This window comes from Hirschia baltica ATCC 49814 (assembly GCF_000023785.1).
Classification (GTDB): Bacteria; Pseudomonadota; Alphaproteobacteria; order Caulobacterales; family Hyphomonadaceae; genus Hirschia; species Hirschia baltica.
The window spans coordinates 866,182-891,934 of sequence record NC_012982.1; the positions used below are offsets into that span (position 1 = coordinate 866,182).

Annotated in this window: 25 protein-coding genes; 12 read left to right on the forward strand and 13 right to left on the reverse strand. The window is 44.7% G+C overall.

Translation table 11 applies throughout. The features are described from left to right. Positions 1 to 53: 53 nt before the first annotated feature. The 4 genes from prfA to HBAL_RS04110 all read left to right on the forward strand — a co-directional run bounded on the left by prfA (position 54) and on the right by HBAL_RS04110 (position 3,520). A complete protein-coding gene (gene prfA / locus HBAL_RS04095) occupies positions 54 to 1,133 on the forward strand; it encodes a peptide chain release factor 1 (protein ID WP_015826657.1) in 1,080 nt (359 codons plus the stop codon). A gap of 29 nt (positions 1,134 to 1,162) precedes the next feature. After that, positions 1,163 to 1,942 (forward strand): MOSC domain-containing protein, encoded by a 780-nt coding sequence (locus HBAL_RS04100; RefSeq protein WP_015826658.1) that lies wholly within the window; start codon positions 1,163 to 1,165, stop codon positions 1,940 to 1,942. After that, on the forward strand, positions 1,943 to 2,809 hold the full coding sequence (gene prmC, locus HBAL_RS04105; protein WP_015826659.1) for a peptide chain release factor N(5)-glutamine methyltransferase: 867 nt from the start codon (positions 1,943 to 1,945) through the stop codon (positions 2,807 to 2,809). It abuts the gene before it with no gap. A 168-nt stretch (positions 2,810 to 2,977) separates the two neighbouring features. Beyond that, a complete protein-coding gene (locus tag HBAL_RS04110; RefSeq protein ID WP_015826660.1) occupies positions 2,978 to 3,520 on the forward strand; it encodes a DUF4167 domain-containing protein in 543 nt (180 codons plus the stop codon). Positions 3,521 to 3,650: 130 nt separating this feature from the next. Here the strand turns inward: HBAL_RS04110 and HBAL_RS04115 are convergent, their stop codons facing one another. From HBAL_RS04115 to HBAL_RS04165, 11 genes are all read right to left on the reverse strand, one after another. Further along, positions 3,651 to 4,625 (reverse strand): DUF4349 domain-containing protein, encoded by a 975-nt coding sequence (locus tag HBAL_RS04115; RefSeq protein ID WP_015826661.1) that lies wholly within the window; start codon positions 4,623 to 4,625, stop codon positions 3,651 to 3,653. Positions 4,626 to 4,734: 109 nt separating this feature from the next. After that, the gene (gene nspC, locus HBAL_RS04120) at positions 4,735 to 5,910 is read right to left on the reverse strand and encodes a carboxynorspermidine decarboxylase (RefSeq protein WP_015826662.1); all 1,176 of its coding nucleotides are present in this window, start codon (positions 5,908 to 5,910) and stop codon (positions 4,735 to 4,737) included. Positions 5,911 to 5,985: 75 nt separating this feature from the next. Beyond that, positions 5,986 to 6,366, reverse strand: a complete 381-nt coding sequence (locus HBAL_RS04125) for a hypothetical protein (protein WP_015826663.1) — start codon at positions 6,364 to 6,366, stop codon at positions 5,986 to 5,988. Next, positions 6,363 to 6,857 (reverse strand): heavy-metal-associated domain-containing protein, encoded by a 495-nt coding sequence (locus tag HBAL_RS04130; protein WP_015826664.1) that lies wholly within the window; start codon positions 6,855 to 6,857, stop codon positions 6,363 to 6,365. The genes HBAL_RS04125 and HBAL_RS04130 overlap by 4 nt, the downstream gene beginning before the upstream one ends. 15 nt (positions 6,858 to 6,872) lie before the next feature. After that, positions 6,873 to 7,529, reverse strand: coding sequence for a hypothetical protein (locus HBAL_RS04135; protein ID WP_015826665.1), 657 nt, complete (start codon positions 7,527 to 7,529; stop codon positions 6,873 to 6,875). A gap of 65 nt (positions 7,530 to 7,594) precedes the next feature. Continuing rightward, complete coding sequence (locus HBAL_RS04140) at positions 7,595 to 7,990, reverse strand: hypothetical protein (RefSeq protein WP_015826666.1); 396 nt, start codon at positions 7,988 to 7,990, stop codon at positions 7,595 to 7,597. Between the two features lie 63 nt (positions 7,991 to 8,053). Beyond that, on the reverse strand, positions 8,054 to 9,037 hold the full coding sequence (locus tag HBAL_RS04145; protein ID WP_159098029.1) for a trypsin-like peptidase domain-containing protein: 984 nt from the start codon (positions 9,035 to 9,037) through the stop codon (positions 8,054 to 8,056). A gap of 229 nt (positions 9,038 to 9,266) precedes the next feature. Then, on the reverse strand, positions 9,267 to 10,451 hold the full coding sequence (locus HBAL_RS04150; RefSeq protein ID WP_015826668.1) for a saccharopine dehydrogenase family protein: 1,185 nt from the start codon (positions 10,449 to 10,451) through the stop codon (positions 9,267 to 9,269). Positions 10,452 to 10,608: 157 nt separating this feature from the next. Beyond that, a complete protein-coding gene (locus tag HBAL_RS04155; protein WP_015826669.1) occupies positions 10,609 to 11,820 on the reverse strand; it encodes a type III PLP-dependent enzyme in 1,212 nt (403 codons plus the stop codon). Between the two features lie 248 nt (positions 11,821 to 12,068). Further along, a complete protein-coding gene (locus tag HBAL_RS04160) occupies positions 12,069 to 12,248 on the reverse strand; it encodes a YqaE/Pmp3 family membrane protein (RefSeq protein ID WP_015826670.1) in 180 nt (59 codons plus the stop codon). 168 nt (positions 12,249 to 12,416) lie between these two features. Further along, positions 12,417 to 13,496, reverse strand: a complete 1,080-nt coding sequence (locus HBAL_RS04165) for a glycosyltransferase family 4 protein (protein WP_015826671.1) — start codon at positions 13,494 to 13,496, stop codon at positions 12,417 to 12,419. Between the two features lie 186 nt (positions 13,497 to 13,682). Here HBAL_RS04165 and HBAL_RS04170 point away from each other — a divergent pair, with 186 nt between their 5' ends. From HBAL_RS04170 to HBAL_RS04195, 6 genes are all read left to right on the forward strand, one after another. Then, the gene (locus HBAL_RS04170) at positions 13,683 to 14,372 is read left to right on the forward strand and encodes a DUF533 domain-containing protein (protein WP_015826672.1); all 690 of its coding nucleotides are present in this window, start codon (positions 13,683 to 13,685) and stop codon (positions 14,370 to 14,372) included. A 445-nt stretch (positions 14,373 to 14,817) separates the two neighbouring features. Beyond that, on the forward strand, positions 14,818 to 16,683 hold the full coding sequence (locus HBAL_RS04175; RefSeq protein ID WP_015826673.1) for a ribonucleoside-diphosphate reductase subunit alpha: 1,866 nt from the start codon (positions 14,818 to 14,820) through the stop codon (positions 16,681 to 16,683). Positions 16,684 to 16,945: 262 nt separating this feature from the next. Continuing rightward, on the forward strand, positions 16,946 to 17,662 hold the full coding sequence (locus HBAL_RS04180) for a lipid A-modifier LpxR family protein (RefSeq protein WP_149037357.1): 717 nt from the start codon (positions 16,946 to 16,948) through the stop codon (positions 17,660 to 17,662). Positions 17,663 to 18,070: 408 nt separating this feature from the next. Next, positions 18,071 to 19,108, forward strand: coding sequence for a ribonucleotide-diphosphate reductase subunit beta (locus tag HBAL_RS04185; RefSeq protein WP_015826675.1), 1,038 nt, complete (start codon positions 18,071 to 18,073; stop codon positions 19,106 to 19,108). A gap of 133 nt (positions 19,109 to 19,241) precedes the next feature. After that, positions 19,242 to 20,537, forward strand: coding sequence for a dolichyl-phosphate-mannose--protein mannosyltransferase (locus HBAL_RS04190; protein WP_015826676.1), 1,296 nt, complete (start codon positions 19,242 to 19,244; stop codon positions 20,535 to 20,537). Between the two features lie 104 nt (positions 20,538 to 20,641). Then, positions 20,642 to 22,084 (forward strand): AMP nucleosidase, encoded by a 1,443-nt coding sequence (locus HBAL_RS04195; protein ID WP_015826677.1) that lies wholly within the window; start codon positions 20,642 to 20,644, stop codon positions 22,082 to 22,084. 79 nt (positions 22,085 to 22,163) lie between these two features. Here the strand turns inward: HBAL_RS04195 and HBAL_RS04200 are convergent, their stop codons facing one another. Both HBAL_RS04200 and HBAL_RS04205 read right to left on the reverse strand, forming a co-directional pair. After that, positions 22,164 to 22,694, reverse strand: coding sequence for a hypothetical protein (locus HBAL_RS04200; RefSeq protein ID WP_015826678.1), 531 nt, complete (start codon positions 22,692 to 22,694; stop codon positions 22,164 to 22,166). Positions 22,695 to 22,876: 182 nt separating this feature from the next. Next, positions 22,877 to 23,308, reverse strand: a complete 432-nt coding sequence (locus HBAL_RS04205; RefSeq protein ID WP_233356739.1) for a YybH family protein — start codon at positions 23,306 to 23,308, stop codon at positions 22,877 to 22,879. Positions 23,309 to 23,544: 236 nt separating this feature from the next. Between HBAL_RS04205 and HBAL_RS04210 the strand changes: the two genes are divergently transcribed. Both HBAL_RS04210 and HBAL_RS04215 read left to right on the forward strand, forming a co-directional pair. Further along, positions 23,545 to 24,879: a cytochrome P450 gene (locus HBAL_RS04210; protein ID WP_015826680.1), complete on the forward strand. Its 1,335-nt coding sequence runs from the start codon at positions 23,545 to 23,547 to the stop codon at positions 24,877 to 24,879. Between the two features lie 79 nt (positions 24,880 to 24,958). Next, entirely contained in the window at positions 24,959 to 25,729 is a 771-nt protein-coding gene (locus HBAL_RS04215; protein ID WP_015826681.1) for a tyrosine-protein phosphatase, read from the forward strand. Positions 25,730 to 25,753: the final 24 nt, after the last annotated feature.

A 25,753-nucleotide genomic window follows, 5' to 3' on the forward strand; every position in this document is an offset into this window, starting at 1 on the left:
AGGCCGTTAGTCGATATAAACCTTCGCGATTAGCTATTAGAAAGACGTAATTCATGGCAGCAGTTTCTGCAGAGCGCCTAACGCAGGTAATTGATAGATTTGAACAAACTGAGGCACGGATGTCTGTTGCGACAGACCCCACAGAAATTGTCCAGCTTTCTAAAGATCATGCCGAGCTAAAGCTTGTTGCTGATAAAGCACGAGAGCTTATGGATGCGCGTGAAGCATTGGCGGAAGCGGATGCTATTTTAAGCGATAAAGATTCTGACGCTGACATGAAAGAACTAGCGCAAGAAGAGCGCGAAGAATTAAAATCAAGTTTGCCCGAACTTGAGCAATCTTTGCAGCTATTGCTATTGCCCAAAGATGAAGATGACGAAGCAAACGCAATGCTTGAGGTGCGGGCTGGAACAGGTGGCGATGAAGCTGCTTTGTTTGCTGGTGATTTATTCCGCATGTATCAGCGCTATGCCCAGATTCAAGGTTGGAAGCTGGACATAGAAAGCCAATCTGAAGGTGATGCTGGTGGATATAAAGAGATTATCGCATCCGTTACCGGTAAGGGTGTGTTTGGTAAAATGAAGTTTGAATCGGGTGTTCACCGAGTTCAGCGCGTTCCCAAAACTGAAAGTGCTGGGCGCATTCACACATCTGCTGCAAGTGTCGCTGTTTTGCCAGCTCCTGAACAGGTGAATATTGAGATTAAACCCGAAGAAATTCGTATTGATACGATGCGGTCTTCTGGTGCGGGTGGACAACACGTCAATACAACCGACTCTGCTGTGCGTATTATTCACTTGCCCACGAATATAATGGTGACATCTTCCGAGAAATCTCAACATGCCAACCGCGCCCGCGCGATGGAAATGTTGAAAATTCGCCTCTATGAAAAAGAGCGTGCTGAAAAAGATGCCGCTATGGCAGATGCGCGTAAAACCCAAGTTGGCTCAGGGGACCGGTCTGAAAAAATCAGGACTTATAATTTTCCTGAAAATCGTGTGTCAGACCACCGTATCAAGCTGACACTCTATAAATTAGAACAAATTTTAGCGGGCGACTCGATTTCTGAAGTCATTGATGCATTAATTGCAGAAGATCAGGCCGCTAGACTTGCCGCTATGGAAGAAGGTTGATTCTAAAGTCACCTGACTGGAGATGAGTTATGACTTCTTCTACAGCACATGTTGAGAGTTTGTGGCGTCACCCAATTAAAGGGTTTACACCAGAATCTTTAAAACAGGTTTTTCTCGAAGCAGGTGGATATTTTCCCAATGATCGGATGTTTGCCATTGAAGATGGTCCATCCGGTTTTGATCCTGACGAACCCAAACATATTTCTAAAATGCGTTTCGCGGTTTTGGCGCGGTCTGCCAAAATTGCTAATTTTGAAACAATGTATCTTGATGACCGCCAAGAATTAGAAATTTTTGAACGAGACGAAAACTGCATTTGTCGTTTTGACATGTCGTCTGATGAAGGCTTTGAGGATTTATCTGACTGGCTAACAAACAGGTTGGGGGATGAATTTAACGGTCCTTTGAAAGTAATCGCTGCACCTAAAGACCATCGTTTTGTTGATCATTTTACTGCTGGATTTGTATCGTTCATAAATTCAAATTCGGTTGAGGCTTTGGCCGCTGCATCACAAACTGAAATTGGTTTTCAACGTTTTCGTCCGAACATCGTTTTTAGTGCAGATGCTTGGATGGAAGATCATTGGAGCAAAGGGCAAAGGCTAAAAATTGGTGGTACGGAATTGGAAATTTTAGCACCAACTGTGCGCTGTAAGGCCACGCATGCCAACCCTGAAACGGCTCGATATGATGTCGACACTGTTTCGCTACTCATGCAACACTTTAAACGCAGAACAATGGGAATTTATGCACAAATAGTGAAGACTGGTTTTGTCGCTATTGGAGATAAATTGGAAGTTCTCGAATAAATGAATGAAACTGTGCAGACTTATTCTGATGCTTTGAGATTAGCTGCTCAAAAGCTTGCAAGAGCGGATGTTGAGGGGCCACTCAGGGATGCGCGGCGGTTGATGGAGCTTGCTGCTGGGATGTCTACAACGGACCTCATAGCAGAAGAAAATACCCAAATACCGCTTCAAATCAGTGCTAAGTTCAGCGCTTTTATCCAACGGCGTCTTGAGGGGGAACCTATTTCTCGAATTGCGGGTAGACGAGAGTTTTGGGGATTAGAATTTGTCATAACATCTGACGTTTTAGATCCGCGCCCAGACACTGAAACGCTCGTCGAGCTAGTGCTGAGTGAATGGAAAAGCGATTATAAGAATGTTCTTGATCTGGGAACGGGCAGCGGATGTATTCTTTTATCCATACTCAGTGAAAAATTAAGTGCGCAAGGTTTGGGTTTGGATCAAAGCGAAAAAGCTTTGGGCGTTGCAACTAAAAATGCTGAAAAATTAGAACTTAAGCAACGTGCTCGCTTTCAGAATTCAAATTGGTTTGATGCGCTAACGCCTGAACAAAAGTTCGATGTTATCGTGTCAAATCCTCCTTATATCCCGTCTGCTGATATTGAAGTGTTAGATATCGACGTAAAAAAATACGATCCGCTATCCGCGCTTGATGGCGGCGAAGATGGGTATGATGATTACAGGCATATAATTTCAAAAGCCAAAGTGCACTTGAATAAAAATGGGCTGATTGCGTTTGAGGTTGGCTTTAATCAAGCCGAAAAAGTATGCGAACTCCTCGAAAATGAGAAGTTTATCCATATAAATGTGCGTAAGGACCTATCTGGCGTGAAAAGATGTGTTTACGGCTACGCTTCAAGCGTGTAATACAAATATGCAAGCGGGGCTTGGAAAGCGAACTATCGCACGCTAGGCTCCTAACAGTCAGTAAGCGAATCACTGGATTTCTCGCTTTGACGGCGCAACATCAGAATACGACTATCGCGCAAAGGGCCTCTAATCGGGCCAGCTTTAACTAGATTAGGATATGGATATATGAAGCGTCAGCGTGGGCGCGGGCGGAAGCCCAATAATTCGGGCAATCGTTCGCTCGAAAGCAACGGACCTGAAGTTAAGATCCGTGGCTCAGCCAGCCAAATTTATGAAAAGTATGTTCAGTATGCGCGAGATGCGCAAACTGCGGGGGATCGTGTGAAGGCTGAAAATTTATTTCAGCACGCTGAGCACTATTACCGTATCATGCAGGCAAATATGCCAAAAGATCGGCCTCAGCATCAGAATAATCGTGATGATGCAGAGCAATCTTCAGATGCAGAAGAAACGACTGAAGCAGTTGCTGTATCCACGACAACGAATGAAGCTGTGGAAGATCCGCTTCAAGTTGTTGATGCTAGTGGTGATTCTGATAATGAATTGTCCAATGATGAAGCTGAAGAAGCAGAAAAAGCACCTCCTAAGAAGCGTGTGCGTCGTCCGCGTCGTAAACCTGTTGAAGCAACTGAATCTAAACCAGACGAAGAAGCGCGTTCAGCTCTTGATACATTGGCTGAACAACAAGCTGAAATCGCTGGAAATTAATAAGCCGAGAGTTTATCAGTTTTAAAAAAGGCCGCTCAAGCAATTGAGCGGCCTTTTTACTGCTATTGAAAACAGTATGTAATTCCCCTTCATTCTCAAATAGGAATGAAGGGGTGATTTGACTAGAGGATTATGAGTTTGCTTCTGGTGGCGTCGGTGCTGGGCTGGCATTGTCTACCAATACAGCTTTTTCTTGTTTGTTTTTACGCCAGACTTTGCGATAGATCCAACGGCCAAACCACAACAATCCACCTATGACGGGTAACCAGGGTATAATCACGGCAATTGCTGTAACGACCGCTCCAAGTGCGCCCGCGAAATTCTTAAAGAAATTGCCAAAAGCATCCGCGAGAGGTGCCCAGACAGAGCGTGATGTAACCGTTGATTTTGCTGAATAATTCATGTGAAGATTTGACATTGCTACACGCTGACGTAAGGCCGCCAATATGCTTGCATTTGCATCAATATCTGACTGCACGCGCGATAACTCACGTTCTAATTCAATAAGGTCACCCAACTCGCTTGGACGATCTGTGAGCAATGCCTGTAGGCGGTCACGTAAAGTGAGTTGCGCTTTTAGGCGTGCATCTGTGTCTACGATTTGCGTTGATAAATCTTGTGCACTTGTGCTGGCGCTTGTGATTTTAGAGTCGGTTTTCTTGAGATCTTTTGGAAGGTCCTGAAAAAATTCAGTAATCCACTCTGGTGTCGCACGAATGTGCAGGTTTGCACTTGCCCATTCTTCGCCAATTCCATTTTGATTTGAGTTGACCACCATACATTTTTGAAAGCCAGCTTTTTCACACATCTTTTGGTGAGATGTGACCACGCGTTCAACGTCTTTTGCTGGTGACTCGATTGAGCGATTATGCGTGTACGCTAGCATTGGTCCAGTGGAAGCTGTTGCTCCGTCAGTTGGAACGGGTACTGGCGAAGGAGACGCCATTTTTCGTTCCATCATGTCTTCTGATGCCTGAACCATTGCAGCTGGAGCAAAGTCAGCTTCAGAATATTCCATATTCATGGCACCGCTGGCTTTTTCATCGCTACCACCACATGCAGACAGTGCGATCAAAGCTGCTGAAAATAATAGAACTTTTTTCATGAGTGTCCCTCTCAAGATTGATTTGATCCAAGCCTGACCTTGAATTCAGACAGTATTAAGACGCAATAAAGACTTTGCGTCAAAGTAAGTCTTTGTGACAGCTATAATTTTAGCTCAGTCTATTCTTATAGTCTTCATACCCAAACCGCCGAACAATCTCGATTTTTCCAGTGTCAGGGTCCGCAATCGCTATAGAAGGAAGGCGTACACCATTAAAGGTGGATGTTTTAACCATCGTATAGTGGCCCATATCTAGAAAAATCAGCTTTTGGCCAATTTCTAGCGGCTTATCGAATGAATAATCTCCCACAACATCGCCGGCTAAACATGATAGTCCACCCAATCGGTATGTGTGTACTTTCTCATTGGGTTCGTCGCCGCCGACAATATCGGGTCGGTATGGCATTTCCAAAACATCAGGCATGTGCGCTGTGGCGCTTGTGTCTAGGATAGCGATATCCATTGCGTTGTGCATGATATCCATCACTTCTGTGACGAGGACACCTGTACGGATCGCAATCGCTTCACCTGGTTCTAAATACACTTCAACGCCGTATTTTTCTTTGATACGTTTTACAAGGTGAACGAGGCGTTCCACATCATAATCTGGGCGTGTAATATGGTGACCGCCGCCAAAATTCAGCCATTTTAAACCGGGGATGAGATCACCAAAATCACGTTCGAACACTTCTAAGGAACGTTCAAGTGAATCCGAATCTAGTTCGCACAATGTGTGAAAGTGTAAGCCTTCAAGTCCTTCTAAACCATCAGTTGGAATTTGGTCGCGCGGTGCACCAAGGCGTGATTTGGGGGCGGCTGGATCATACAGTTCAACTTCCGTTTCACGGTGACCATGATTGACGCGCAAGCCGAATGACACTTTGCGTCCCCCATTTGCTTTGGCTTCTTCGTAAATTGGCAGGAAACGTTTGGCTTGATTCACCGAGTTAAAAACGATGTGGTCACATAGGGTTAGGAGTTCACGAAAATCAGCTTCTGAATAGGCGGGGGCGCATGCGTGGACTTCGCCGCCAAATTCTTCTGCGCCAAGGCGGGCTTCGGCGGTAGAGGAGGATGTGACGCCGGGGAGGTATTTCATGATTGTGGGCGCAAATGACCACATTGCAAAGCCTTTTAGGGCCAGCAATATCTTTGCGCCTGAGCGGTCTTGCACGTCTTTTAGAATGGCAAGATTTTCTTCTAATGCGCCTTTATCTACAATAAAAACAGGCGTTTCGATGTTTGAGATATCGAATTCAAATGGGCGGTTGGGATAAAGGGACATAAAAGCCAATCCGTTGTTTATATCAGATTGGCTTTTATCTAAGAATTAGACTTTCTCCAAGTCATTCATTTCAGCTTAGAGCAAAAGGTCAGCTGCGAAGAAGGCGAAAAAGCCTCCGACGAGATAACAAATTGCTGCTATGCTTAATATGATGGTTCCTGCACGTCGCCAGAAAGTGCAGGCTTTTGCGAGTTTGGGATCAATCGGACATGGAGCATTCCGGTTGAGCCATTTCACTAAAGCTGCCAGCAAAAGCATAATTCCCGATATGATGAACAATTCTTTTTTATGAGCTGTTAACCATATAAGTCCTGGAATATTAGCGGTTAAGCCAGCCATGACAGCGCCTGCACCGAGTGTGATGAGAAGGGCTGGCAGGGCGCAGCATACCAATGTTGAGGCACTTGCAAATAGCGCTAAAGACGGTGCTGTTGCTTCTCGTAACCAGAGTTTCATTGCGTTGATTCAACTTTTTCTGATGCGATACGAGTGATGTTGGAAGTGCGGTATCCTGCTTTTTTCACAAGCTTTTCAATGGCTTCATCTGATAATGACTGATTTGGTGCAAACACAAGGTTGAGTGTTTTTGTATCAAGATCGACATGTACAGCGGCGACTTCGTCTTTTTTGCCGAACGTTTTGTTCATGGCTTTTGCACAAAAATCACACACAACACCTAAAACATTGACCACTGCAGCGTCTCCGCCTTGTGATAAAGCTTCGAGTATTTCAGGTGATTTTACCAATTTAGTGTGTGCTGTGTGCTCACTTTCTGTGGTGTGCGTGTCGTCCTGATGTTCATCATGTGTGTGGTCGCTGTGATTATGGTCTTCATGCATGTCGTGATCGGCATTTTCATGCTCTGAATGCATTTTATGCGATTGTTCCTGAGCCAATGCTGGCGAAATTGAGAGAAGCATTGCGCAAGTGATAATTAAATATTTCATTGATCTGGTTCCGATCTAAAATCTGTAGGTAAAATTGATAAGCGGCTCGTCGTCTGTGACGCTCCAGCCAAGCTCAAAAAGGGCAGCGCCTTTAAACAAACGCACTAAAGGTGTGATGCCGATGTCTTCTTCATTATCGGGACGATGGTCGACTTCGACCATCAGCCATGTGTGCAGATCGCCGGTGTCACCCTCATAGGGTGCCCATCCGGCGCGTGCGGCTTGCATGACTGATCCATCAATTTGTCCACCCTCTAGATAGCGTGCTTTATAAGAGGCAAATAATGTGCGTGTTTCCCAATCTGCCAAGAGGCCGACATAGGCCATCTCGTCTTGGTCGATTGGGTTGTCGTTGACACCTTCTGCCCAGCCTGCTCCCGCAAAGGCATAGAGATTGGCTTGGTAATCTTCACCAAACCAACGTTTAGCCAGATAGGTGAGTTGAGGGCCATGCAGGGCGATATCTTCCTGACGGTCCCATTCGCTTTTCCACCCAATAGAGTAAGAAGCGTTTGGTGTGTAATGGACTAAAAGCGATGTGCTTTGCCGGTCCGTTTCTTCGATGACTGTCCAGCCGCCTTCATAGGAGACGGGGCGTGCAAATGCGGGTGAGGCTGCGTAAACACTTAAAGCCGTTCCCAAAGCTGTCATCGTCGCGAGTGTTCGCAACATGATATTTCCTTTTGAACAAGTTTATTCAGAATGGCGGACAGAGTCCGCCTGTGAATTGAACGGGTTCAAATGGTTCGCGGTGGGGGAGGTTCTAGGGCGTAGGTTTTTTCAAAACCAGCCTCATCGCTCAAGCTGAAATGAGCGGATATCAATGGGATGTAGAGGGCGAAATCACCGACAGTGACACTGACGGGAATAGCTGAACAGCCAGCACAATCAGGCCCGCCATCACAATCTTCAGGGCAGCTTCCATGTGATTTGCCATGCATATCATGTTGGGCTGTTGGTGCTGTATTGTGGCCATCATGCTGATCAGGGGGTGCTGCATGAATATGGCTTGTGTGCTCATCAATTGTGGTTGAATGAGCAGATGCTGATTTAACACCCATTGCATGCGCGCAAGCACTGCTTGTTCCAAGCAGGCCAGAGACTAAAAATGCAAGGGCGATCAGAAATTTCATAATGCCTAAAATAAGGGTGTTTTGTATTTAGTCCAGTCACAAATGCGAGAGGTGGTGTTGGTACTAATCGGACTGATGAATATTTGTGAAGGGTATAAAGTTACCTTCCTTGTCCATCGCGGGGTCACCCATTTTGAGGTTGGGTTTTGGTATCGCAACTCCTTGGGTTGGCATAATATCTCTTTTTCCATTTTCTATTACTTCGACTATATCATCAATACGCCAGACGAATCCTAATTCAGTACTATGACCACCCTCATATGCACTCTCTCTACCTGAATACATTCCAATAACATTTATGTTAGTTAAATCTCGAGCTCTGCCGTCTCTAAAGGCCTTATGAATGGGGTCCTGATGCAACATTACTGGAGAGCCCGACATTCCACTACGAGTGGTCGCGTCGATGAGAAATTTTGGATGAGTATTGTAAGGAAATGATGGTGCCGATGCTATAGAGCCGCGTTTATATATTGGCATGTATCTTTGCATAAAGTTGTCTATTGGATGCCCTAGAACGAATACACTGTCTTTGGCCTCAATGAGGTTGTGAGCATCATTTTTTGACAATTTAAATGGTATAACGGTTTTATTTAACCAATCGGCATCTAAGTTTATTACTACAATATCATATAGACTTCCAACTGTTGGATGAACATTCCAAGTAGGAGCTTTGTCTCCATCAATAGTTTGGTAAAGATTTACCATCGTATTGCAAAATACAAAGCGGTTTGTTTCGGGTTCCCGGCCAACGAAGTATAATTTCAATTTGTCGGGAAAACATGTTTGTGTTCCGCTGAGCCATTCCCTCGTTTCATGATGAAGGCCTGTAACCACATGCCAGCAAGTTATGAGTTGCACGAGGTTTCGTTGTTTGGCAAAAAAGCCTGTTCCAGTAGCTAATTTTATATCTCTGGCAGAATTCTCGCAGGTTTTGTATAATTCAATAAAACAAACGCTATTTTCAGCACCTTGTCTTATAACACTTATACTCATTAACCTCTGGATTTCGGCGTCTTGGTCTCCAAACGGGGTGTCCTTATCAAACATAACTTCTACCATCTTTCATTCGTACGTATGGTTTGAAATATTTTAAGAAAGTATCACATAATACACAACTTAAAATAGCCTAATGTGCGATATATCAATTCAATTTATTAATGCAAAACATGCGTGCCGCTAATTAGTCCATCAGTCCATGTCATGTAAAAACCGGTCAGACCAAATATTCTGTTTCCCGAACAAAAAAGGGCAGCCCGTAAGCTGCCCTCTATAATTTCTACATATCCATGACGTGCCATGGTAGGCCAGATGGGCCTAGGCGTTCTAGGAATGGGTCGGGGTCGTTTTGTTCCATATTCCACACGCCGGGCTGGCGCCATTTTCCGGTTGCGATCATTTCAGCGCCTACAACTGCAGGGACACCTGTTGTGTAGGAGACAGCTTGTGCGCCGACTTCTTTGTAAGTCTCTTCATGATCACAAATATTATAGATGAAGCTTGTGCGTTCTTTGCCGTCTTTTGTGCCTTTTACTAGACATCCAATTGAGGTTTTGCCTGTATAGTTTGGTGCAAGGCTGGCAGGGTCTGGCAATAGTGCTTGTAAGAATTGGATTGGCACAATTTGCTGGCCTTGGAATTCAATCGGTTTGATGCTGTCGAGGCCAAGGTTTTGGATAACGTCTAGGTGTTTGAGATAGGCTTCACCAAATGTCATCCAGAAACGAATGCGCTTTAGGCCTTTAATGTTTTGGCACAGGCTTTCCATTTCTTCGTGGTAAAGAAGAAAGGCTTTGCGCTCTCCCACGCCGGGGAAATCAAACATCATGGATTGTTCTAATGGTTCTGTTTCGATCCACTTACCATTTTCCCAATAACGGCCATTTGCTGTGATCTCGCGAATGTTGATTTCAGGGTTGAAATTGGTCGCGAATGGGTGGCCGTGATCGCCGCCATTACAGTCAAGAATGTCGATTGTTTCGATTGTGTCGAATAGGTTTTTCTGCGCGTGGGCACAGAACATGTTGGTGACGCCCGGATCAAAACCAGAGCCAAGCAAGGCAGTTAGGCCAGCTTCTTTGAAGCGCTCTTGGAAAGCCCATTGCTCTTTATATTCAAATTTTGCTGTGTCTGGGTGTTCATAATTGGCTGTGTCGAGATAGTGGACACCGGCCTGCAAACAAGCCTCCATCAATGTGAGGTCTTGATATGGAAGTGCGACGTTAATCACGAGGTCTGGTCCAAAGCTTTTAATCAGCTCAACTGTTTGCGCGACATTGTCTGCATCAACGGAAGCTGTTGCGATTGTGACGCCGGTTTTTCCTTTTACGGATGCTGCGATATCGTCACATTTAGAAACTGTGCGGCTGGCGAGCATGATGTCTGTGAAGACCGGGCTCATAGCCAGCTTGTGAGCAACCACTGTGCCGACGCCGCCGGCACCTATTTGAAGAACTTTTGTCATGAGAATATATCCTCTAATGCCAAAGCGCAGGTATGCGCGTTCACGGCGTGATAATTATGTTTAACAGGAAAAAGCTCTGTACCGAAGGTCTATTCGGTACAGAAATCTAGAAAATTTTAAGCGGAATAATGCTGAAAGCAGCCGCTATGCTTCACGACTAAGCTTCACGGCGCGGCAAGAAGATAACATTGTTTTCGTAACGACGTTGTTCTTCTGCTTGTGTTTCGTACATTGTTTGGCTGATGCTATTGCGTACGCGGTAGGTTTTGGTGTCTCCAAAGCCGTTAAAGCGTGTTGACATAGCTGTGCCGTATGCGCCCATCATGCCAAATTCGATATAGTCGCCTTCTTGAATGTCGGCGGGTAGATCGAAAACGCCATCAAGCACATCAATGGAATCACATGTTGGCCCGTAAATGGTGAAGGGTTTGCTGTGAATACTTGTTTTGCCAGATACGCGGTGGACTTCCATAGGGAAAGGCCATTTGCAGTGGGCAGCATCAAACAAGTTACCATATGCACCATCATTGAGGTACACGCGGCCATCGCGCACTAATTCTACTTTAGCGACGATAGATGTTGAATCGGCCACAAGCGCACGGCCTGGCTCACACCATAGGTCTGCGTTGAACAAAACTGGCATTTCTTCAAACACTTGGTTGATCACATCAATGTATGACTGAAGCTCTGGTGGTTGCATGCCGGGGTATAGGGCTGGGAAGCCGCCGCCAACATCAACGATATCCACAGTCACAGCCGCTTGCACGATTGTGTTTGAGACAGTGTCCATAGCAATGCGGTATGCGCCCGGGTCCATACATTGAGACCCAACGTGAAAGCTCACGCCTAGTTCATCCGCGTATGAACGTGCAGCTTGCAATAGGTGTGCAGCATCATCGCCAAAACAGCCAAATTTGCCAGATAGGGGCATGGATGCACCATCATTGGATACAGCCATACGCACGACCAATGTTAGGTCTTTGGCAAAATCAGTTGCTTCAAGAATTTTTTGTAGCTCAGCTTCACAGTCGAGCACAAAGATTCTGACACCATAGTCAAAATAGGCGCGTTCAATTGAATTGCGGCTTTTGATTGGGTGCATGTAAGCAAGTACCGCGTCATCGAAGCGGTTTGCTACAAGCTCGATTTCTTCCAGAGACGCAACATCAAACCAGCGCATGCCAGCTTCATACATAGCATCAAGCGCCCATGGTGATGGGTTTGCTTTGACGGCATATAGCACGTCGCCCGGAAAGTGGTTCTGGAACCAAGCAGCAGCTGTTGACACCCTCTCTGGTCGCACACAAGCGACTGGAGATTCAGGGTGAAGCACACGGACTAGGTCCAGAGGTGTTTGGAAAGTGATCATCTCACTGTCCCCTCTGTATTAAATTAAACCCAATCCGGCGTTAGTACGGGCTTTCGTCTCGTTAAGTCTGCCCCTCAACCCGCACACGTCATCCAAACCCCTGTTAGGGAAGTTCAGACGCCACGTGGAATCAGGGCGGCAAAGCCTCGAGCCGATGTCCGCCGGAGCCAGCCACATAAAATGTATATGCGTTCGTGTAAAGTTAAAAAATTCGCTGCTCGATAAAAAAATCGTTTTTTCAACTGTATTTATGGTGTTGTTACAGGATCGCTGCGACGTGCAATAATCCAGATTGCGTGCACGATACCTGGAATGTAACCAAACAATGTTAGAACAAGGTTGATCCAGAATTGTACACCAATACCAACTTGAAGAAACACACCCAATGGTGGAAGAAGGATGGCTAATAGCACTTTCAAGATATTCATCGGATTTTCCTTTCGTGTTGTAGTTGCTTAAACAACGGGGAAGGGAAGAAAAAGTTCCGAGAAAGTTTGACCGTTGGCGATAAATGCAAGCCATCTCATTACATTTTTTGATACAAAAATGTGTGATTTCTGGTCTGACGCTTACACTGAAATGTTAGATTGATAGTACTATTCTACAGGTTTTTTGCGACGTAAGCGACGGAAGCGCTGCCAGAAACGTTTGCGCTCTGGAACGGGCAGTGGATCAAGATTTTCTAGAAATTGCTCTGCACATGCTGTCCAAGAGAAAGCTTGCGCATGTTTGTGGGTGGTTTCTCGGTCCAGCTCGAGACAGTCCAAACAGGCCTGAGCAAGGTCATCATTGATAGCGCCTGCATTGGTGCCCGGAATTAGATCTTTTGGGCCTGAAACGTTATAGCCTGCCACGGGGGTGCCAGCAGCCATTGCTTCTAAGATCACCAATCCAAAAGTGTCTGTGAGGCTTGGAAAACAAAATACATCAGCATTGGCAAAATAGCTGCCTAATTCATCTCCAAATTTTGAACCCGGAAATATTGCATCAGGGTATTTTTGCATTAATTCTTCGCGAGCTGGCCCGTCACCTACAACCACTTTTGTGCCGGGAAGATCCAGTTTTAGGAAGGATTCTATGTTTTTCTCAACGGCGACACGTCCTACGTTGAGGAATATAGGACCTTTCATGCTTTTATATGGGCCACGATCCTCTGTTCTTTTACTTGGGTGGAAAAGGTCAGTATCGACACCACGAGACCAGGCTGCAATATTTTTGAAACCGCGTGATTGAAGTTCTTCAATCATGGAGACTGTCGCCACCATCACTCGCCCTGAATAACGGTGAAACTGACGAACATATTTATAGCCAGCCCAAAGCGGGATTGGTAATCTCGCGTTCAGATATTCTGGGAAACGGGTGTGGTAAGACGATGTAAATGGCATTTTGTGCTTGAGACAAATGCTACGTGCCGCCCATCCGAGTGGACCTTCTGTTGCAATGTGAACAGCATCTGGTTCAAATTCTAGCAAGCGTTCTTCAATTTGTGGCTTTGCCCCAAAAGCGAGTTTGATCTCAGGATATGTTGGGAGGGGGATTGTCTTGAAACCATCATTTGGAGAAACGATATCCCAATCATGTCCCATTGCCTCACATTCCGCGATAACGCGTTTCATTGTTCGGACAACGCCGTTTACCTGAGGCTCCCAAGCGTCGGTAACTAACATGATGCGCATGAGGAATCCTTTTGGGTCGTTTCAAATGCTTAGAGCACTTGCATACTTTGCCTGATGTGAATTTGTCTATGTTTTCCTTCGAGTAATACAAAAATAGCTAAATATTTTTGGCAGTGTCAGTCACATAGTTGACATAAGTCATGTCGATATTGTTGCTAACGAAATCTATTTATTGGGGATTTGGCTATGTTTGATATCGAAAAAATTCTAAAACAAGTACAAGAAAAAGCCACGCAGATCGCAGATGAAATTGATGTGGATGCATCAGTTGAAAGCGCCAAAGAAATGGCGAAAAAGGTACAAGATAGAATCGAAACAGATGAAAATGCGCGCAATGCTGCAATAGGCGGCGGTGCATTGCTTGCTGTATTGATGGCATCGAGTGGCGGACGAAAATTGGTCGGCAATGTCGCCAAAACAGGCGCTGTCGCAGCAATGGGGGCGATGGCTTGGAATGCATGGCAAAAGCGAGATGGTGCGACCGCTGATTCTCACAATGATGCTGCAAGCTATGGTTTTGCCGGGAATGATTCAGAAGATCCTGCTTTTTCCATTGCTGTTGTTGAATCAATGGCCGCTGCTGCGCATGCTGATGGTCAACTCGATGCTGATGAAGCAGACGCTATTAAAATTGCATTGAAAGAGGGCGGACTGAACGAGACAGTTCTGGATGAAACAATCAGCCGCGCGGATATTCTTAATCGCATTTCTAAAGCAGCAATCACCCCAAATCATGCTGTGCAATTATATGCGGCTGCTTGTGCTGGTGCGTGTCAGGTTTCAGATGAAGAGAATGTGTTTTTAACAGAACTTGCCGATAAGCTCGAAATTGATTCTCGTGTGAGTGCCAGAATTCGTGCTGAAATGAATTTATAGTTTAATTCTATATCGAATCTAAAATTTCTTTATGCAGGCAGCCACTATATATAGTGGCTGCCTGTTTGGGTTTTTTGTCCCTATTTTACCCCAAAAGGGAGATTTGCGTGGCTGGGCCTGTGGATAAGCTGTGTAGAAATAGCGTATCGGTGTTGATCGTTTGAAACGCTGTTTTTTTTGATTAAGATTTATGCAGTTGGTGCTTTTCTCCAGAAAAGCGAGTGAATGCACATACTTAACGGGAAAATGAATGTTATGGTTAATTGAATATTGCTCTGATGACTGAGTTATTCACCGAAATATCACCGTTCTGAATAACTAAGTGTTGACGTCTCATTAACCCTTAAGCCACTATATATGGGGTCATGGAGTGTGTTAGCCACCATATATTATGATGAGCAAATGCAAAACCGACTGTTTAATATACATCGCGGAGCCTGGGTTAATGTCTGTAGAAAATGCTGCAATTTCAAAAGAAAATAACGAGAAAATCGGTAGAGGTAAGCCTCAAAAGACAGCGGAATTGCGCGTAGTCCAGCAGGTTAAGATCGACGAGAGCCGCGATGAGCTTTTGACTGAGTTTGGTAAAAAGACACTCACAGATCGCTATATTCTACCTGGTGAAGGCTATCAGGAAATGTTTGCGCGTGTTGCTGAGGCTTATGCTGATGATGCAGAGCATGCACAACGCATTTACGACTACATGTCGCGCCTATGGTTCATGCCTGCAACGCCTGTATTATCTAATGGTGGAGCTGGTCGTGGTCTCCCGATTTCTTGTTTCCTAAACGATGTAAACGATTCTCTGGATGGTATTGTTGAGACATGGAATGAGAATGTCTGGCTTGCGTCCAATGGTGGCGGAATTGGAACTTATTGGGGGAATGTGCGCTCAATCGGTGAGACAATTGGTAATGCCGGTAAGACATCGGGAATCATTCCATTCATTCGGGTGATGGATTCGCTTACACTTGCGATTTCCCAAGGGTCTCTACGTCGTGGATCTGCTGCATGTTATTTGGATATTCACCACCCGGAAATTGAAGAATTCCTAGAGATTCGTAAGCCGTCTGGAGACTTTAACCGTAAGTCTTTAAATCTTCACCATGGTTTGAATATCTCTGATGCTTTCATGGAAGCTGTGAAGAATGACGAGGAATTTGGTCTGATCAGTCCGAAAACGGGCGAAGAAGTTAAAAAGATCAATGCGCGTAAGCTTTGGCAGAAAATTCTGGAAGTCCGTATTCAAACGGGTGAACCATATCTGATTTACTCAGACACTGTGAATAACGCGATGCCAGCTCACCAACGCCAGCTTGGTATGAAGGTGAAGCAATCTAATCTGTGTTCAGAAATTATGCTGCACACTGGGCTAGATCACCTTGGTAATGACCGTACAGCTGTATGTTGTTTGTCATCTGTGAATGCAGAGAAATTCCTTGAGTGGAAAAATGACGAGAACTTCCTAGAAGATATCTTCCGCTTTTTGGATAATGTTCTTCAAGACTTTATTGATCGTGCACCGCCAGAAATGGCACGCGCGGCATATTCTGCGACGCGTGAGCGCTCTGTTGGTCTTGGGTTGATGGGAATGCATTCTTTCTTGCAATCCATGAATGTGCCAATGGAATCTGCGACAGCGAAAAGCTGGAATAACATGATTTTCAAGCACATTCGTCGTGGGTCGGATGCAGCGTCTGTGAAATTAGCTAAAGAGCGTGGGCCGTGTCCTGATGCGGAAGAATGCGGTGTCATGGCGCGCTTCTCTCACAAGATGGCAATTGCACCGACAGCTTCGATTTCAATTATATGTGGAGGAACATCTGCGGGTATTGAACCAATTCCAGCAAATGTTTACACGCACAAAACTTTATCAGGTTCGTTTACTGTGAAAAACCCGCACCTTGAAAAGGTTCTTGAGGCGAAGGGCAAAAATACCGATGGTATTTGGGCTATTATTCTGGAAGCAGAGGGCTCTGTTCAAGGCTTGGATTTCCTTGATGAGCACGAGAAAGCAACTTTTAGAACAGCATTTGAAATTGATCAGCGTTGGTTGATTGAATTGGCTGCTGATCGTACGCCATATATTTGTCAGGCTCAGTCGTTGAATCTGTTCTTGCCGGCTGATATCGATAAGTGGGACTTGCACATGCTTCACTGGAGTGCGTGGGAGAAGGGGTTGAAATCCCTTTATTACTGTCGTTCCAAATCAGTGCAGCGTGCATCATTTGCTGGAGCCGAAGACAAGGTGAAAGTTGAAGGAATGGACACACCTGATACTGATTATGATGAATGTCTTGCTTGCCAGTAGGAATTTAGAACGGGCATTTCAAGAATCAAAATTATAAAAAATGCGTCACATTTTCGGATGTGGCGCGTTTTTTTTGTGATGTTAATTAACAAAAAAAATGATTTTTTTATGCAACCATTTGTTTTTGTTTGTGTTTGTAAATTAAACTAACTTTTTTTTGTTAACACGAATGGATATATTTTATGTTTTAGTATTATACTATCAGTAATAGTGGGTGTGATATTCTTACCATAGTGTATGAAATATTGCAGGGAAAAATAGGATGTTAGCAATGGTTGCGAGCCTGTTTGTCGCATTTTCTTGTATCGGTTGTGGTTCGTCGACAGTGTCAACGGAAGCCTTAAGCACATCTGTTCATGCTGGTCCTGTTGAATACATTTCGACTGAAGCGCCAGTTCAGATAGTTGCTGCGCAATTAGAACAAAGCCTGCATTCTCATTCTAAATTAGTTTCTACTTCAGCAAATTGGGCTGTTAGCAATGACGTGCTTCGCTATAAATCGCGCTTGGATCTTTCTCCAGCCACTTTGAAAAGAGCAACTGAGGAAGTTTATGCGGGTGCGTGGGAATTTAGCGCGCCTTTGGACAAAGCCGGATTTGATTTGGATCTTTCTGTAAGTCCACATGCACGCGTTGAAAAAACTGCTGTTCACGAATCTAGACAAGCCGGTGCGGAAGTGCGCTTGGGTCAAATCGCGGACCGTGTAGATCAGCGTGGAAAAGCCGTGCGTGTCGATAGTTGGTATATGTTTGTTGGTACTGACAATGAAGCATTGTGTTGGGATGTCGGTGATAACGGAGCCAACTTTAAAGGTGTCGCTTTACGTGATCAGGTGACTGTTGGTGATTGGCAAGCTGGAATCGCATTTCACAAAGCGGGCGGTGAGTTGTCTATCGGTCTAACGCGTCGTGAGACACGCTTTGAGGACTTTAAGACGACAAGCGATATTGCTGCTATTTCCTTCACTATGCGTCGATAAGCATATCAAGCAATTTTTGAACGCCTGAACATCATATCTAACTATCGGTTAGAGCCGATTTAGCGAATAAATTATATCATCTTTATTCGCCATCATTTTACTCACAAAAAAGAAAAACAGCAGCTTGCAATATGCTGCTTCTTTTGTTGTGAGGCGTGTAAACTTTTCTTTTGAAATCAGAATATACACAAGCCATTGAAGATGCTTTAAAAATTGGCATTGTGCTTTTTATTCACAAGTAAAACGTCGAGTTTTTTCGAGTTTTGTGATAGCATTTGATATATAATAAAACTCAGTTAGGCACCAAATGTTGCTTTCAATTGTATGGAAAGCACTACATATTGTGTTGAGGCGAGTCGCGCCCATATTCAAAAATATATACACCGCATATTCGAGCAGGTTAACGTCATGTCTAAGATAATTCTCCCTGAAAAACCCGGCCTTATGACGCCATCTTTGTCGTACAAGCCATTTCGTTATCCGTGGGCATATGATTTTTGGAAAATCCAGCAGCAAGTTCACTGGGTGCCGGAAGAAGTGCCTCTCGGTGAGGACTGTAAAGATTGGGCAGGCAAGCTAAACGATAAAGAACGTAATTTGCTGACGCAGATTTTCCGCTTCTTTACTCAGTCTGACGTGGAAGTTGGTGCCAACTACATGGAAAACTACATGCCGCTGTTTAAGCCGGTAGAAGTTCGCATGATGTTGGCTGCATTTTCAAACATGGAAACTGTTCATATCGCAGCTTATGCCTTGCTTCTTGAGACAATCGGTATGCCGGATTCAGAGTTTTCTGCTTTCATGGAATACGAAGAAATGGCTGCCAAGCATGATTACCTTGGTAAGTTTTCCGTTGATACTGAAGCAGATATCCTAACTTCAATGGCGGTCTTTGGTGGCTTTACTGAAGGTCTGCAATTGTTTGCTTCGTTTGCAATGTTGATGAACTTCCCGCGCTTCAATAAAATGAAGGGTATGGGGCAAATTGTTTCTTGGTCGGTGCGGGATGAAAGTCTGCATTGTGAAGGGATGATGAAAATGTTCCACACTTATGCAGAAGAAACGGGTGCACTGACGAAAACAGTGAAGGATGACATCACCGATTGTTGTCAGACTGTGGTCAAACTTGAAGATAAATTTATCGACCTTGCGTTTGAAGCTGGTGAAGTTGAGGGAATGACGCCGGAAGATATCAAGAATTACATTCGTTACATTGCTGATTGGCGATTGAAACAGCTTAAGCTGGACCCTGTTTACGGCGTTGATGAACACCCGATTCCATGGCTGACAGAGATACTAAATGGTGTGGAGCATGCGAATTTCTTTGAGGCGCGTGCGACGGAATATTCAAAAGGTGCGACGGCTGGCGATTGGCATGGTGATTCTGGTGTCTGGTCTAAATTTGACCAGAGTGTAGCCTCACGAAAAGAAGCTCAGGGCGCTTGATCTAAATTTTTGCGTTGGCGGTAAAATGAATTGCAGCCAACGACCTTTTATATTGTGCCTTGATGATTGAATAAAATTCTTTGAGCAACTAAACGCTACATAGGATGGCTATTCTCTCGTCAAGGCATAGGTAATGGTGAACTCTAAACCGCATTCCATAAGCAAAACGGATTGGCTTGTTGGGATATTGATTGCAGTCATAGCCAGCACTCTTATTTGTTGGCGTTTGGGTTTACCCAATACTCTGGTTTTTGACGAAGTGCACTATGTGCCGGCTGGCCAGCAGTTTTTTGGGGCTGAAGGGTGGAGCAATAATTCTCATCCGCCCTTTGCAAAATGGCTGATTGGCCTCAGCTCATATTTGACCAATAACGCCGCATGGGGCTGGAGATTGCCGGGGGCGATCCTAGCAACTTTAAGTGTGTGCAGTGTCTTTGCAGTCATGCGCATGTTTGGCTTTAGAGTTGTTGTGGCGCTGTTTGCGGCATTGATGACATTGCTGAACCAGACTTTGCTCGTGCAGGCACGTACTGCAATGCTAGATATTCATAGTCTTGGCTTTTTCGTTTTATCTGCATTATTCTTGGTTTGGTCTGGAAAAAGAATTCGCTCTAGAATTGGGGCAAGTGCGGGCCTTATTATATCTGGAGTATTTCTAGGGCTTGCTGCGTCTTCAAAATGGTCCGGCGGCATATATATGGTGCTGGTCTGGGCTGGAATTTTTATCTGGCGCTGCACGGAATCCAGTCCCAAAGGCATGGTCTTGCCGCGCTTCTTAGGAAGCGGTTTTGCTGGCTGGAGACGTTTTTCCTTCATGGGCACGCTGTTTCGTCAAGGAATTCCGGCACTCATAGTGTATATACTCACATTTGCACCATTTTTATTGATAGATGGAGATTGGTCGATTGTGGATCTTCACAATCGTATGCTCGCAGATGTGACGGGTGAGCTGAAAAATCACCCTTATCAGAGCCAATGGTGGGAATGGCCACTCATGTTGGAGCCTGTTTGGTATTATTTTGAAAAGCAAACCCTACCAAATACAACTGCTATTTTTCTGATTGGTAACCCTGCAATTTATTGGGCGGGGTTGCCGGCAATTATTGCGTGCTTTGTGTATGGAATTTTGCGTCAGGACGGAGCTTTGTTGGCAATATCGTCTGCATTTTTGGGGTTTTGGTTGGTCTATGCAGTTATTCCAAGAGATTTGATGTTCTTTTATTATTATGAGCAGTCTTCCTTTATGTTGGGGATGGGAATTGCAGCTTTTGTGTCTCGGTTCGTAAAGCGAGATCTGCAAAATATCGCTTTGCTTATATGGGGTTTGGTCGCCGCTGGTTTCTTTGTATTCTTCTATCCCGTGCTAACTGCAATGCCGTTTGAAGGAGATGAATGGTTACGTTGGCGTTGGTTCTCTTTCTGGTCCTAGAATATAGAATTGAGTTTATTTGAAAATTTGTCGGATTTTGCTTTTCGATATTTCAAATAGTGATTACCTCTATCTAAATTAGATTTGAATGTTTGGAGTTTGCAATGACACCCGTAGAAGTCGTAGACCGCGTCACACAATTATACGATGCCTCCGTGGCATCTCTACAATCTGCACTCAATGACTTCATCACTAAAGGGAAAAAGCCAGACCCTGCATGGCGTACAGATGGCCGCTTTTCTTATCCTCAAGTTAAAGTCATATATCGGCCAGATGGTCCACCGCCTGTGGTTTCTCGCGCATTTGGAAAACTGTCAGAGCCGGGCGTGTATGTGACAACGATAACGCAGCCGCATTTTTTTCGAGCTTATCTCATCTCTCAGCTCACCATGATTACAAACGATCATAAGGTGGAATTTGAAGTCGGACTGTCTGATTCCAATATCCCTTATCCTTATGTGCTTGATGGGGCTGAAGGCGTGGATGCGGATGTTATCTCACCAGCGGATTTTGCAAGTTATTTTCCGACGCCTAAATTATCTCAAATTGGAGATGAAGTTCCCGATGGAACGCCGTGGATTGATGATTATGAAAAACCACTTGCATTGTTTGATGCGGCGCGTGTTGATTTTTCTCTCAAACGCCTTGCTCATTATACAGGTACGCCAATAGAGAGTTTTCAGCGTTACATCCTGTTTACCAATTATCATCGTTATGTTGATGCGTTCGTTGATTGGGCGGTAGAAGAAATTAAAAACGAAAATGGCCTTTATAAAGAGCTTGTCGCGCCAGGTGGAATTCGCGTAGATGCGAAGACGAAGAATGCTGCGAAGAAAGTATCTGACGGACCATGGCGGCGGCATCAAATGCCAGCCTATCATATTCTGGGGCCCGATAATGCGTCTGGTATAACATTGGTCAATATTGGTGTTGGGCCCTCCAATGCGAAAACAATCACTGATCATTTGGCTGTATTGAGGCCTGAATGTTGGATTATGGTTGGCCATTGCGGCGGGCTTCGTCAATCTCAACGTATTGGTGATTATGTGCTTGGGCATGCTTATCTGCGTGATGATCATGTGCTGGATTCTGTGTTGCCAGCTGATATTCCGGTGCCGCCAATTGCAGAAATTCAACAAGCTCTGTCTGAGTCAGCTGAGATTGTGACAGGTGATACGCCTGAGGCACTTAAAAAGCGTCTTAGAACCGGCACGGTATTTACGACAGATGACCGTAACTGGGAACTTCGTTATACTGAGAGTGCGAAACGTATCAATCAGTCTCGCGCGATTGCTGTTGATATGGAGAGTGCGACGATTGCGGCGAATGGCTATCGTATGCGTGTGCCGTATGGAACATTGCTGTGTGTGTCGGATAAACCATTCCATGGCGAATTAAAATTGCCGGGTGCAGCGAACAAATTTTATGAGCGCGCAATTGGTGAACATATCCGTATCGGAATTGACACGCTTGAGCGATTGGCTAGCGGCGATGCCAAGCTACATTCACGTAAATTACGTGCGTTTGATGAGCCGCCATTTAGATAGAAATGCAAGAAATCTATCAAAGAAAAGCCCGCATTGATTATCTCAATACGGGCTTTTTTGATTCGGATGTCTGAACAAACTAGTAGTTTGAAGAATATTGTTGTGTTTCAACGCCAGCAGCGCAGCAGCGGACTTGCATTTCAAGAACACGAGAGTTGAAGCGGCAAGACTTGTTGTTGACTTCACGCAGGAATGACAAACCGCCGGCGCGGGTTGTGTAGCGTGTTTGCGTACAGCCCATCAGCGTATAGCCAGCTTCACAGCTACCTGTGTCTGATTTTTGGATGGTTACAGTTTTACAAGCGAGTTCTGATTGTTTGTTGAGAGCAGCAGATGCCAAAGAGCGAGCTGATTTGGCTTCTTCGCGTGCTTCGCGTGAAATCATAAGGGCTTGATCTGCAATTGTGCGCGCTTCACTCACACGTAGATTTGTGTCCGAAAGGGCCGTTTTTTGACCATCAACTTCGAAACTAATTTGACAAAGTCCTTTGGCTGCATTTTCTTCGGCTGCACAGTATTCAGCAACACGCATATCGCTTGGAAGAGTGGATTGACATGCTGATGCAAATACAGCGGCAGCAATTGCGCTCAATGTAAATTTCAATTTCATTTCATCACCTTGTGGTCTTTGTTTTCCCTTTTATCATGTATACTTATGTGCAAGGTCAATTCAGATCGCCTATTTAGTGAATTACTATGCTGTAATGAATTTCTGTTGAATGATGAAAATACGGCGCTGTTTTTTTAGCTCAATATGGACGAAAAATGCTAAAAACAGAAATTCTGAAATGGCTAATTATACGCTGCAATGCACTCTTTGATTTTGGAATTTTTATCGAAAATGAATGTTTCGGCAACGTCTTGTCCGCGATGGTTTGTAAAAAACAAAGTCATGGCATCTGATGATAGAAAAATAGAATTTATCTCAAAATACAGTGTATTTGCCCCCTCCATGGCGGCATTCCAATATTCAACCAATGCTGATTTCCCCTCAAGAAAGGGGCCATCATATTCTATGACGCTCGCTAGTTTGGGAGAGTGATAGACAATGTCTTCAGTGTAATGACTGGCGACAGCTTCTATGTCTCTGTCATTCCATGCTTGTACCCAGCTTCTTGCGAAAGCTTCAGCTTCGTCTCTCGTCAACATTGTATCGTTCTCACATTTTAATTTGAGCTTGTGAATTGTGAAAAATGTATCGCCAAGAATTGAATCGACGTCCATAGGTTTCTTGAAAAGCTATAGCGCTGCAAATTAAAATACGCGATTGATAAATAAACACGTTGAAGTTGTAATTTTGTTATGATTATATCTGAGGTGTTTTAGTTTGACTGTTTGTTGGGTGGTGAATACACGCATGCGTTGGCTGACAAATTCTATCTTTGACGATAGAAAACGGCGAATTTGTTTGCTCACCCGCAAATGATTGCGTGCCAGTTTGTTGTTATAGGAGGCTGTAAATGCCTGATAGTTCTTGTGTAATTGGTCCTGATATTGGCGCATCGCGTGGTGGGAATGAAATTCTTGAAGCAGTTTCGCGAGGACGCTTCAATACCGGTGGCGTTATTGCCGGCCCAGACCAGTTGGACATGGATAAAGTCTTTTTATTACATCCAGAACTTTGGCGTCGTGGAGAATATTTTCCATATTTTAAATGGCTCAGAGATAATTCGCCTGTGCATTACACCGCTGAGTCACCTGAAGGGCCGTTTTGGTCGATCACGCGATATGAAGATATCGTGGCGGTGGATAAAAATCATCAGCAATTTTCATCTGATTCGAAATATGGTGGGATCACTATTGCTGATCTGAACCAAGGATTTCAATTGCCGATGTTTATTGCAATGGATCGGCCCGAGCACACAAGATATCGCAAAGCTGTGCAGCCTGTCATGGATGCGGCAAGTCTGAAAAATTTTGAGCATCTTATTCGTGAGCGCACTATTCAAACACTCGATAGTTTACCCATTCACGAACCTTTTGATTTTGTGGACAAAGTTTCCGTCGAATTGACAACGATGATGTTAGCAACATTGTTTGATTTTCCACAAAAAGACCGCCGAAAGCTATCGCGCTGGTCAGATATAGCGACGAATAAATATAATCCTGAAATTTGCCCTGGCGGTGAAGCGCAATGGCAAAAAGAGCTTACCGAATGTCTTATGTATTTCATGACGCTTTGGCAGGAGCGCGGACAGCGCGAAGAGCCGGGACATGATTTGCTCTCTGCTTTGGCGCATGATGCAAACACCAAGAATATGACGCCGCAAGAATTGTTAGGGAATTTGATCCTGTTGATTGTTGGCGGCAATGATACCACGCGCAACAGCATGACAGGCTCTGTTTATGCTTGGAATTTATTTCCCAAAGAGTTTGAAAAAGTCAAAGCTGACCGCAGTCTTGTTCCCAACCTTGCAGCAGAGACGCTGCGCTGGCAAACATCCCTTGCTTATATGCGCCGCACGGCTGTGGAAGATGTAGAGATGCACGGTAAGTTGATAAAAAAGGGTGACAAAGTCCTAATGTGGTATGTCTCTGGAAATAGAGACGAGCGCGCCATTGAGCGACCAGATGAAATTTGGATTGATCGACCAAATGTACGCCGTCATCTCGCATTTGGCTTTGGAATTCATCGTTGTGTCGGTAATCGTCTTGCGGAAATGCAGATGAGCATTCTGTGGGAAGAAATACTCAAGCGCTATAGCTATATTGAAGTGTTGCAAGAACCAGAACGCCTGCCCAATAGCTTTGTTAAAGGCTATAAAAGCATGAATGTGATGCTGCATCCTGCGTAGAAAACAACATTCATACTAGACCAATAGATGATCCGGTCTTAACCATGCATCTTACCGTTTAAAACGTGAGGTGAATAAAATGCAGGACCGGATCAAACCATTGCTTGGTGTCAAGAATTTTCGTGACTTTGGCGGGTATGAGACAGTGTGTGGACGCCGCGTCAAAACGGGCAAACTTTATCGCACGGCAGCCTTAAACAAAGCACAAGCAGCTGATCTGGATTTTCTAAATAAGCTTGATATTGGGTTTCAAGTTGATCTGCGCCGCCAGTCTGAACGTGTGGAGGATCCAAATCTGTGGGGTCCACATGAAGTGCACACCTTTAATGACCTCAATGCGTATAAAGCCTCTCACCTTGAGTTTATGGATAAGGGAAATTTGACAGGCGATGAGGCCCATAATTTCATGCTTGCCTATTATAAGGTTGCCCCTTGGGTGGAGGCGCATGTTGATCTTTATACGAGATGGTTTCAGCGCTTGGCTGAAACAGAAGGAGCTGGCCTTATAAACTGTGCAGCTGGCAAGGATCGTACTGGTTTAGGGTGCGCCGTGACATTGTCATTATTGGGCGTGCCAGAAAAAACAATTTTTGAGGATTACGTTCTAACCAATGAAACAATCAATATCGAAGAGATATTGCCATTGGCGCGTGAGAAATGGGAAAGCCGCTTGGGGTTGGTCATCGAAGATGAGGCTCTCTATCCCTTTATTGCTGTGCGTACAGAATATCTTCAATGCGCATGGGATGAAATAAAATCCAAGCATGGTTCTATATTAGCTTATGCCAATGATGTGCTTAAAGTCGACGATCAAAAAATTGAGCGCCTGAAATCGAAATTGTTGGATTAGAAAGTTTGTAAGCTAGATTCCCTG

Excerpts from the sequence above, each read along its gene's own strand:
- prfA (WP_015826657.1), top strand. The coding sequence starts at position 54 with ATGGCAGCAGTTTCTGCAGAGCGCCTAACGCAGGTAATTGATAGATTT.
- HBAL_RS04100 (WP_015826658.1), top strand. The coding sequence starts at position 1,163 with ATGACTTCTTCTACAGCACATGTTGAGAGTTTGTGGCGTCACCCAATT.
- prmC (WP_015826659.1), top strand. The coding sequence starts at position 1,943 with ATGAATGAAACTGTGCAGACTTATTCTGATGCTTTGAGATTAGCTGCT.
- HBAL_RS04110 (WP_015826660.1), top strand. The coding sequence starts at position 2,978 with ATGAAGCGTCAGCGTGGGCGCGGGCGGAAGCCCAATAATTCGGGCAAT.
- HBAL_RS04115 (WP_015826661.1), bottom strand. The coding sequence starts at position 4,625 with ATGAAAAAAGTTCTATTATTTTCAGCAGCTTTGATCGCACTGTCTGCA.
- nspC (WP_015826662.1), bottom strand. The coding sequence starts at position 5,910 with ATGTCCCTTTATCCCAACCGCCCATTTGAATTCGATATCTCAAACATC.
- HBAL_RS04125 (WP_015826663.1), bottom strand. The coding sequence starts at position 6,366 with ATGAAACTCTGGTTACGAGAAGCAACAGCACCGTCTTTAGCGCTATTT.
- HBAL_RS04130 (WP_015826664.1), bottom strand. The coding sequence starts at position 6,857 with ATGAAATATTTAATTATCACTTGCGCAATGCTTCTCTCAATTTCGCCA.
- HBAL_RS04135 (WP_015826665.1), bottom strand. The coding sequence starts at position 7,529 with ATGTTGCGAACACTCGCGACGATGACAGCTTTGGGAACGGCTTTAAGT.
- HBAL_RS04140 (WP_015826666.1), bottom strand. The coding sequence starts at position 7,990 with ATGAAATTTCTGATCGCCCTTGCATTTTTAGTCTCTGGCCTGCTTGGA.
- HBAL_RS04145 (WP_159098029.1), bottom strand. The coding sequence starts at position 9,037 with ATGTTTGATAAGGACACCCCGTTTGGAGACCAAGACGCCGAAATCCAG.
- HBAL_RS04150 (WP_015826668.1), bottom strand. The coding sequence starts at position 10,451 with ATGACAAAAGTTCTTCAAATAGGTGCCGGCGGCGTCGGCACAGTGGTT.
- HBAL_RS04155 (WP_015826669.1), bottom strand. The coding sequence starts at position 11,820 with ATGATCACTTTCCAAACACCTCTGGACCTAGTCCGTGTGCTTCACCCT.
- HBAL_RS04160 (WP_015826670.1), bottom strand. The coding sequence starts at position 12,248 with ATGAATATCTTGAAAGTGCTATTAGCCATCCTTCTTCCACCATTGGGT.
- HBAL_RS04165 (WP_015826671.1), bottom strand. The coding sequence starts at position 13,496 with ATGCGCATCATGTTAGTTACCGACGCTTGGGAGCCTCAGGTAAACGGC.
- HBAL_RS04170 (WP_015826672.1), top strand. The coding sequence starts at position 13,683 with ATGTTTGATATCGAAAAAATTCTAAAACAAGTACAAGAAAAAGCCACG.
- HBAL_RS04175 (WP_015826673.1), top strand. The coding sequence starts at position 14,818 with ATGTCTGTAGAAAATGCTGCAATTTCAAAAGAAAATAACGAGAAAATC.
- HBAL_RS04180 (WP_149037357.1), top strand. The coding sequence starts at position 16,946 with ATGTTAGCAATGGTTGCGAGCCTGTTTGTCGCATTTTCTTGTATCGGT.
- HBAL_RS04185 (WP_015826675.1), top strand. The coding sequence starts at position 18,071 with ATGTCTAAGATAATTCTCCCTGAAAAACCCGGCCTTATGACGCCATCT.
- HBAL_RS04190 (WP_015826676.1), top strand. The coding sequence starts at position 19,242 with ATGGTGAACTCTAAACCGCATTCCATAAGCAAAACGGATTGGCTTGTT.
- HBAL_RS04195 (WP_015826677.1), top strand. The coding sequence starts at position 20,642 with ATGACACCCGTAGAAGTCGTAGACCGCGTCACACAATTATACGATGCC.
- HBAL_RS04200 (WP_015826678.1), bottom strand. The coding sequence starts at position 22,694 with ATGAAATTGAAATTTACATTGAGCGCAATTGCTGCCGCTGTATTTGCA.
- HBAL_RS04205 (WP_233356739.1), bottom strand. The coding sequence starts at position 23,308 with ATGGACGTCGATTCAATTCTTGGCGATACATTTTTCACAATTCACAAG.
- HBAL_RS04210 (WP_015826680.1), top strand. The coding sequence starts at position 23,545 with ATGCCTGATAGTTCTTGTGTAATTGGTCCTGATATTGGCGCATCGCGT.
- HBAL_RS04215 (WP_015826681.1), top strand. The coding sequence starts at position 24,959 with ATGCAGGACCGGATCAAACCATTGCTTGGTGTCAAGAATTTTCGTGAC.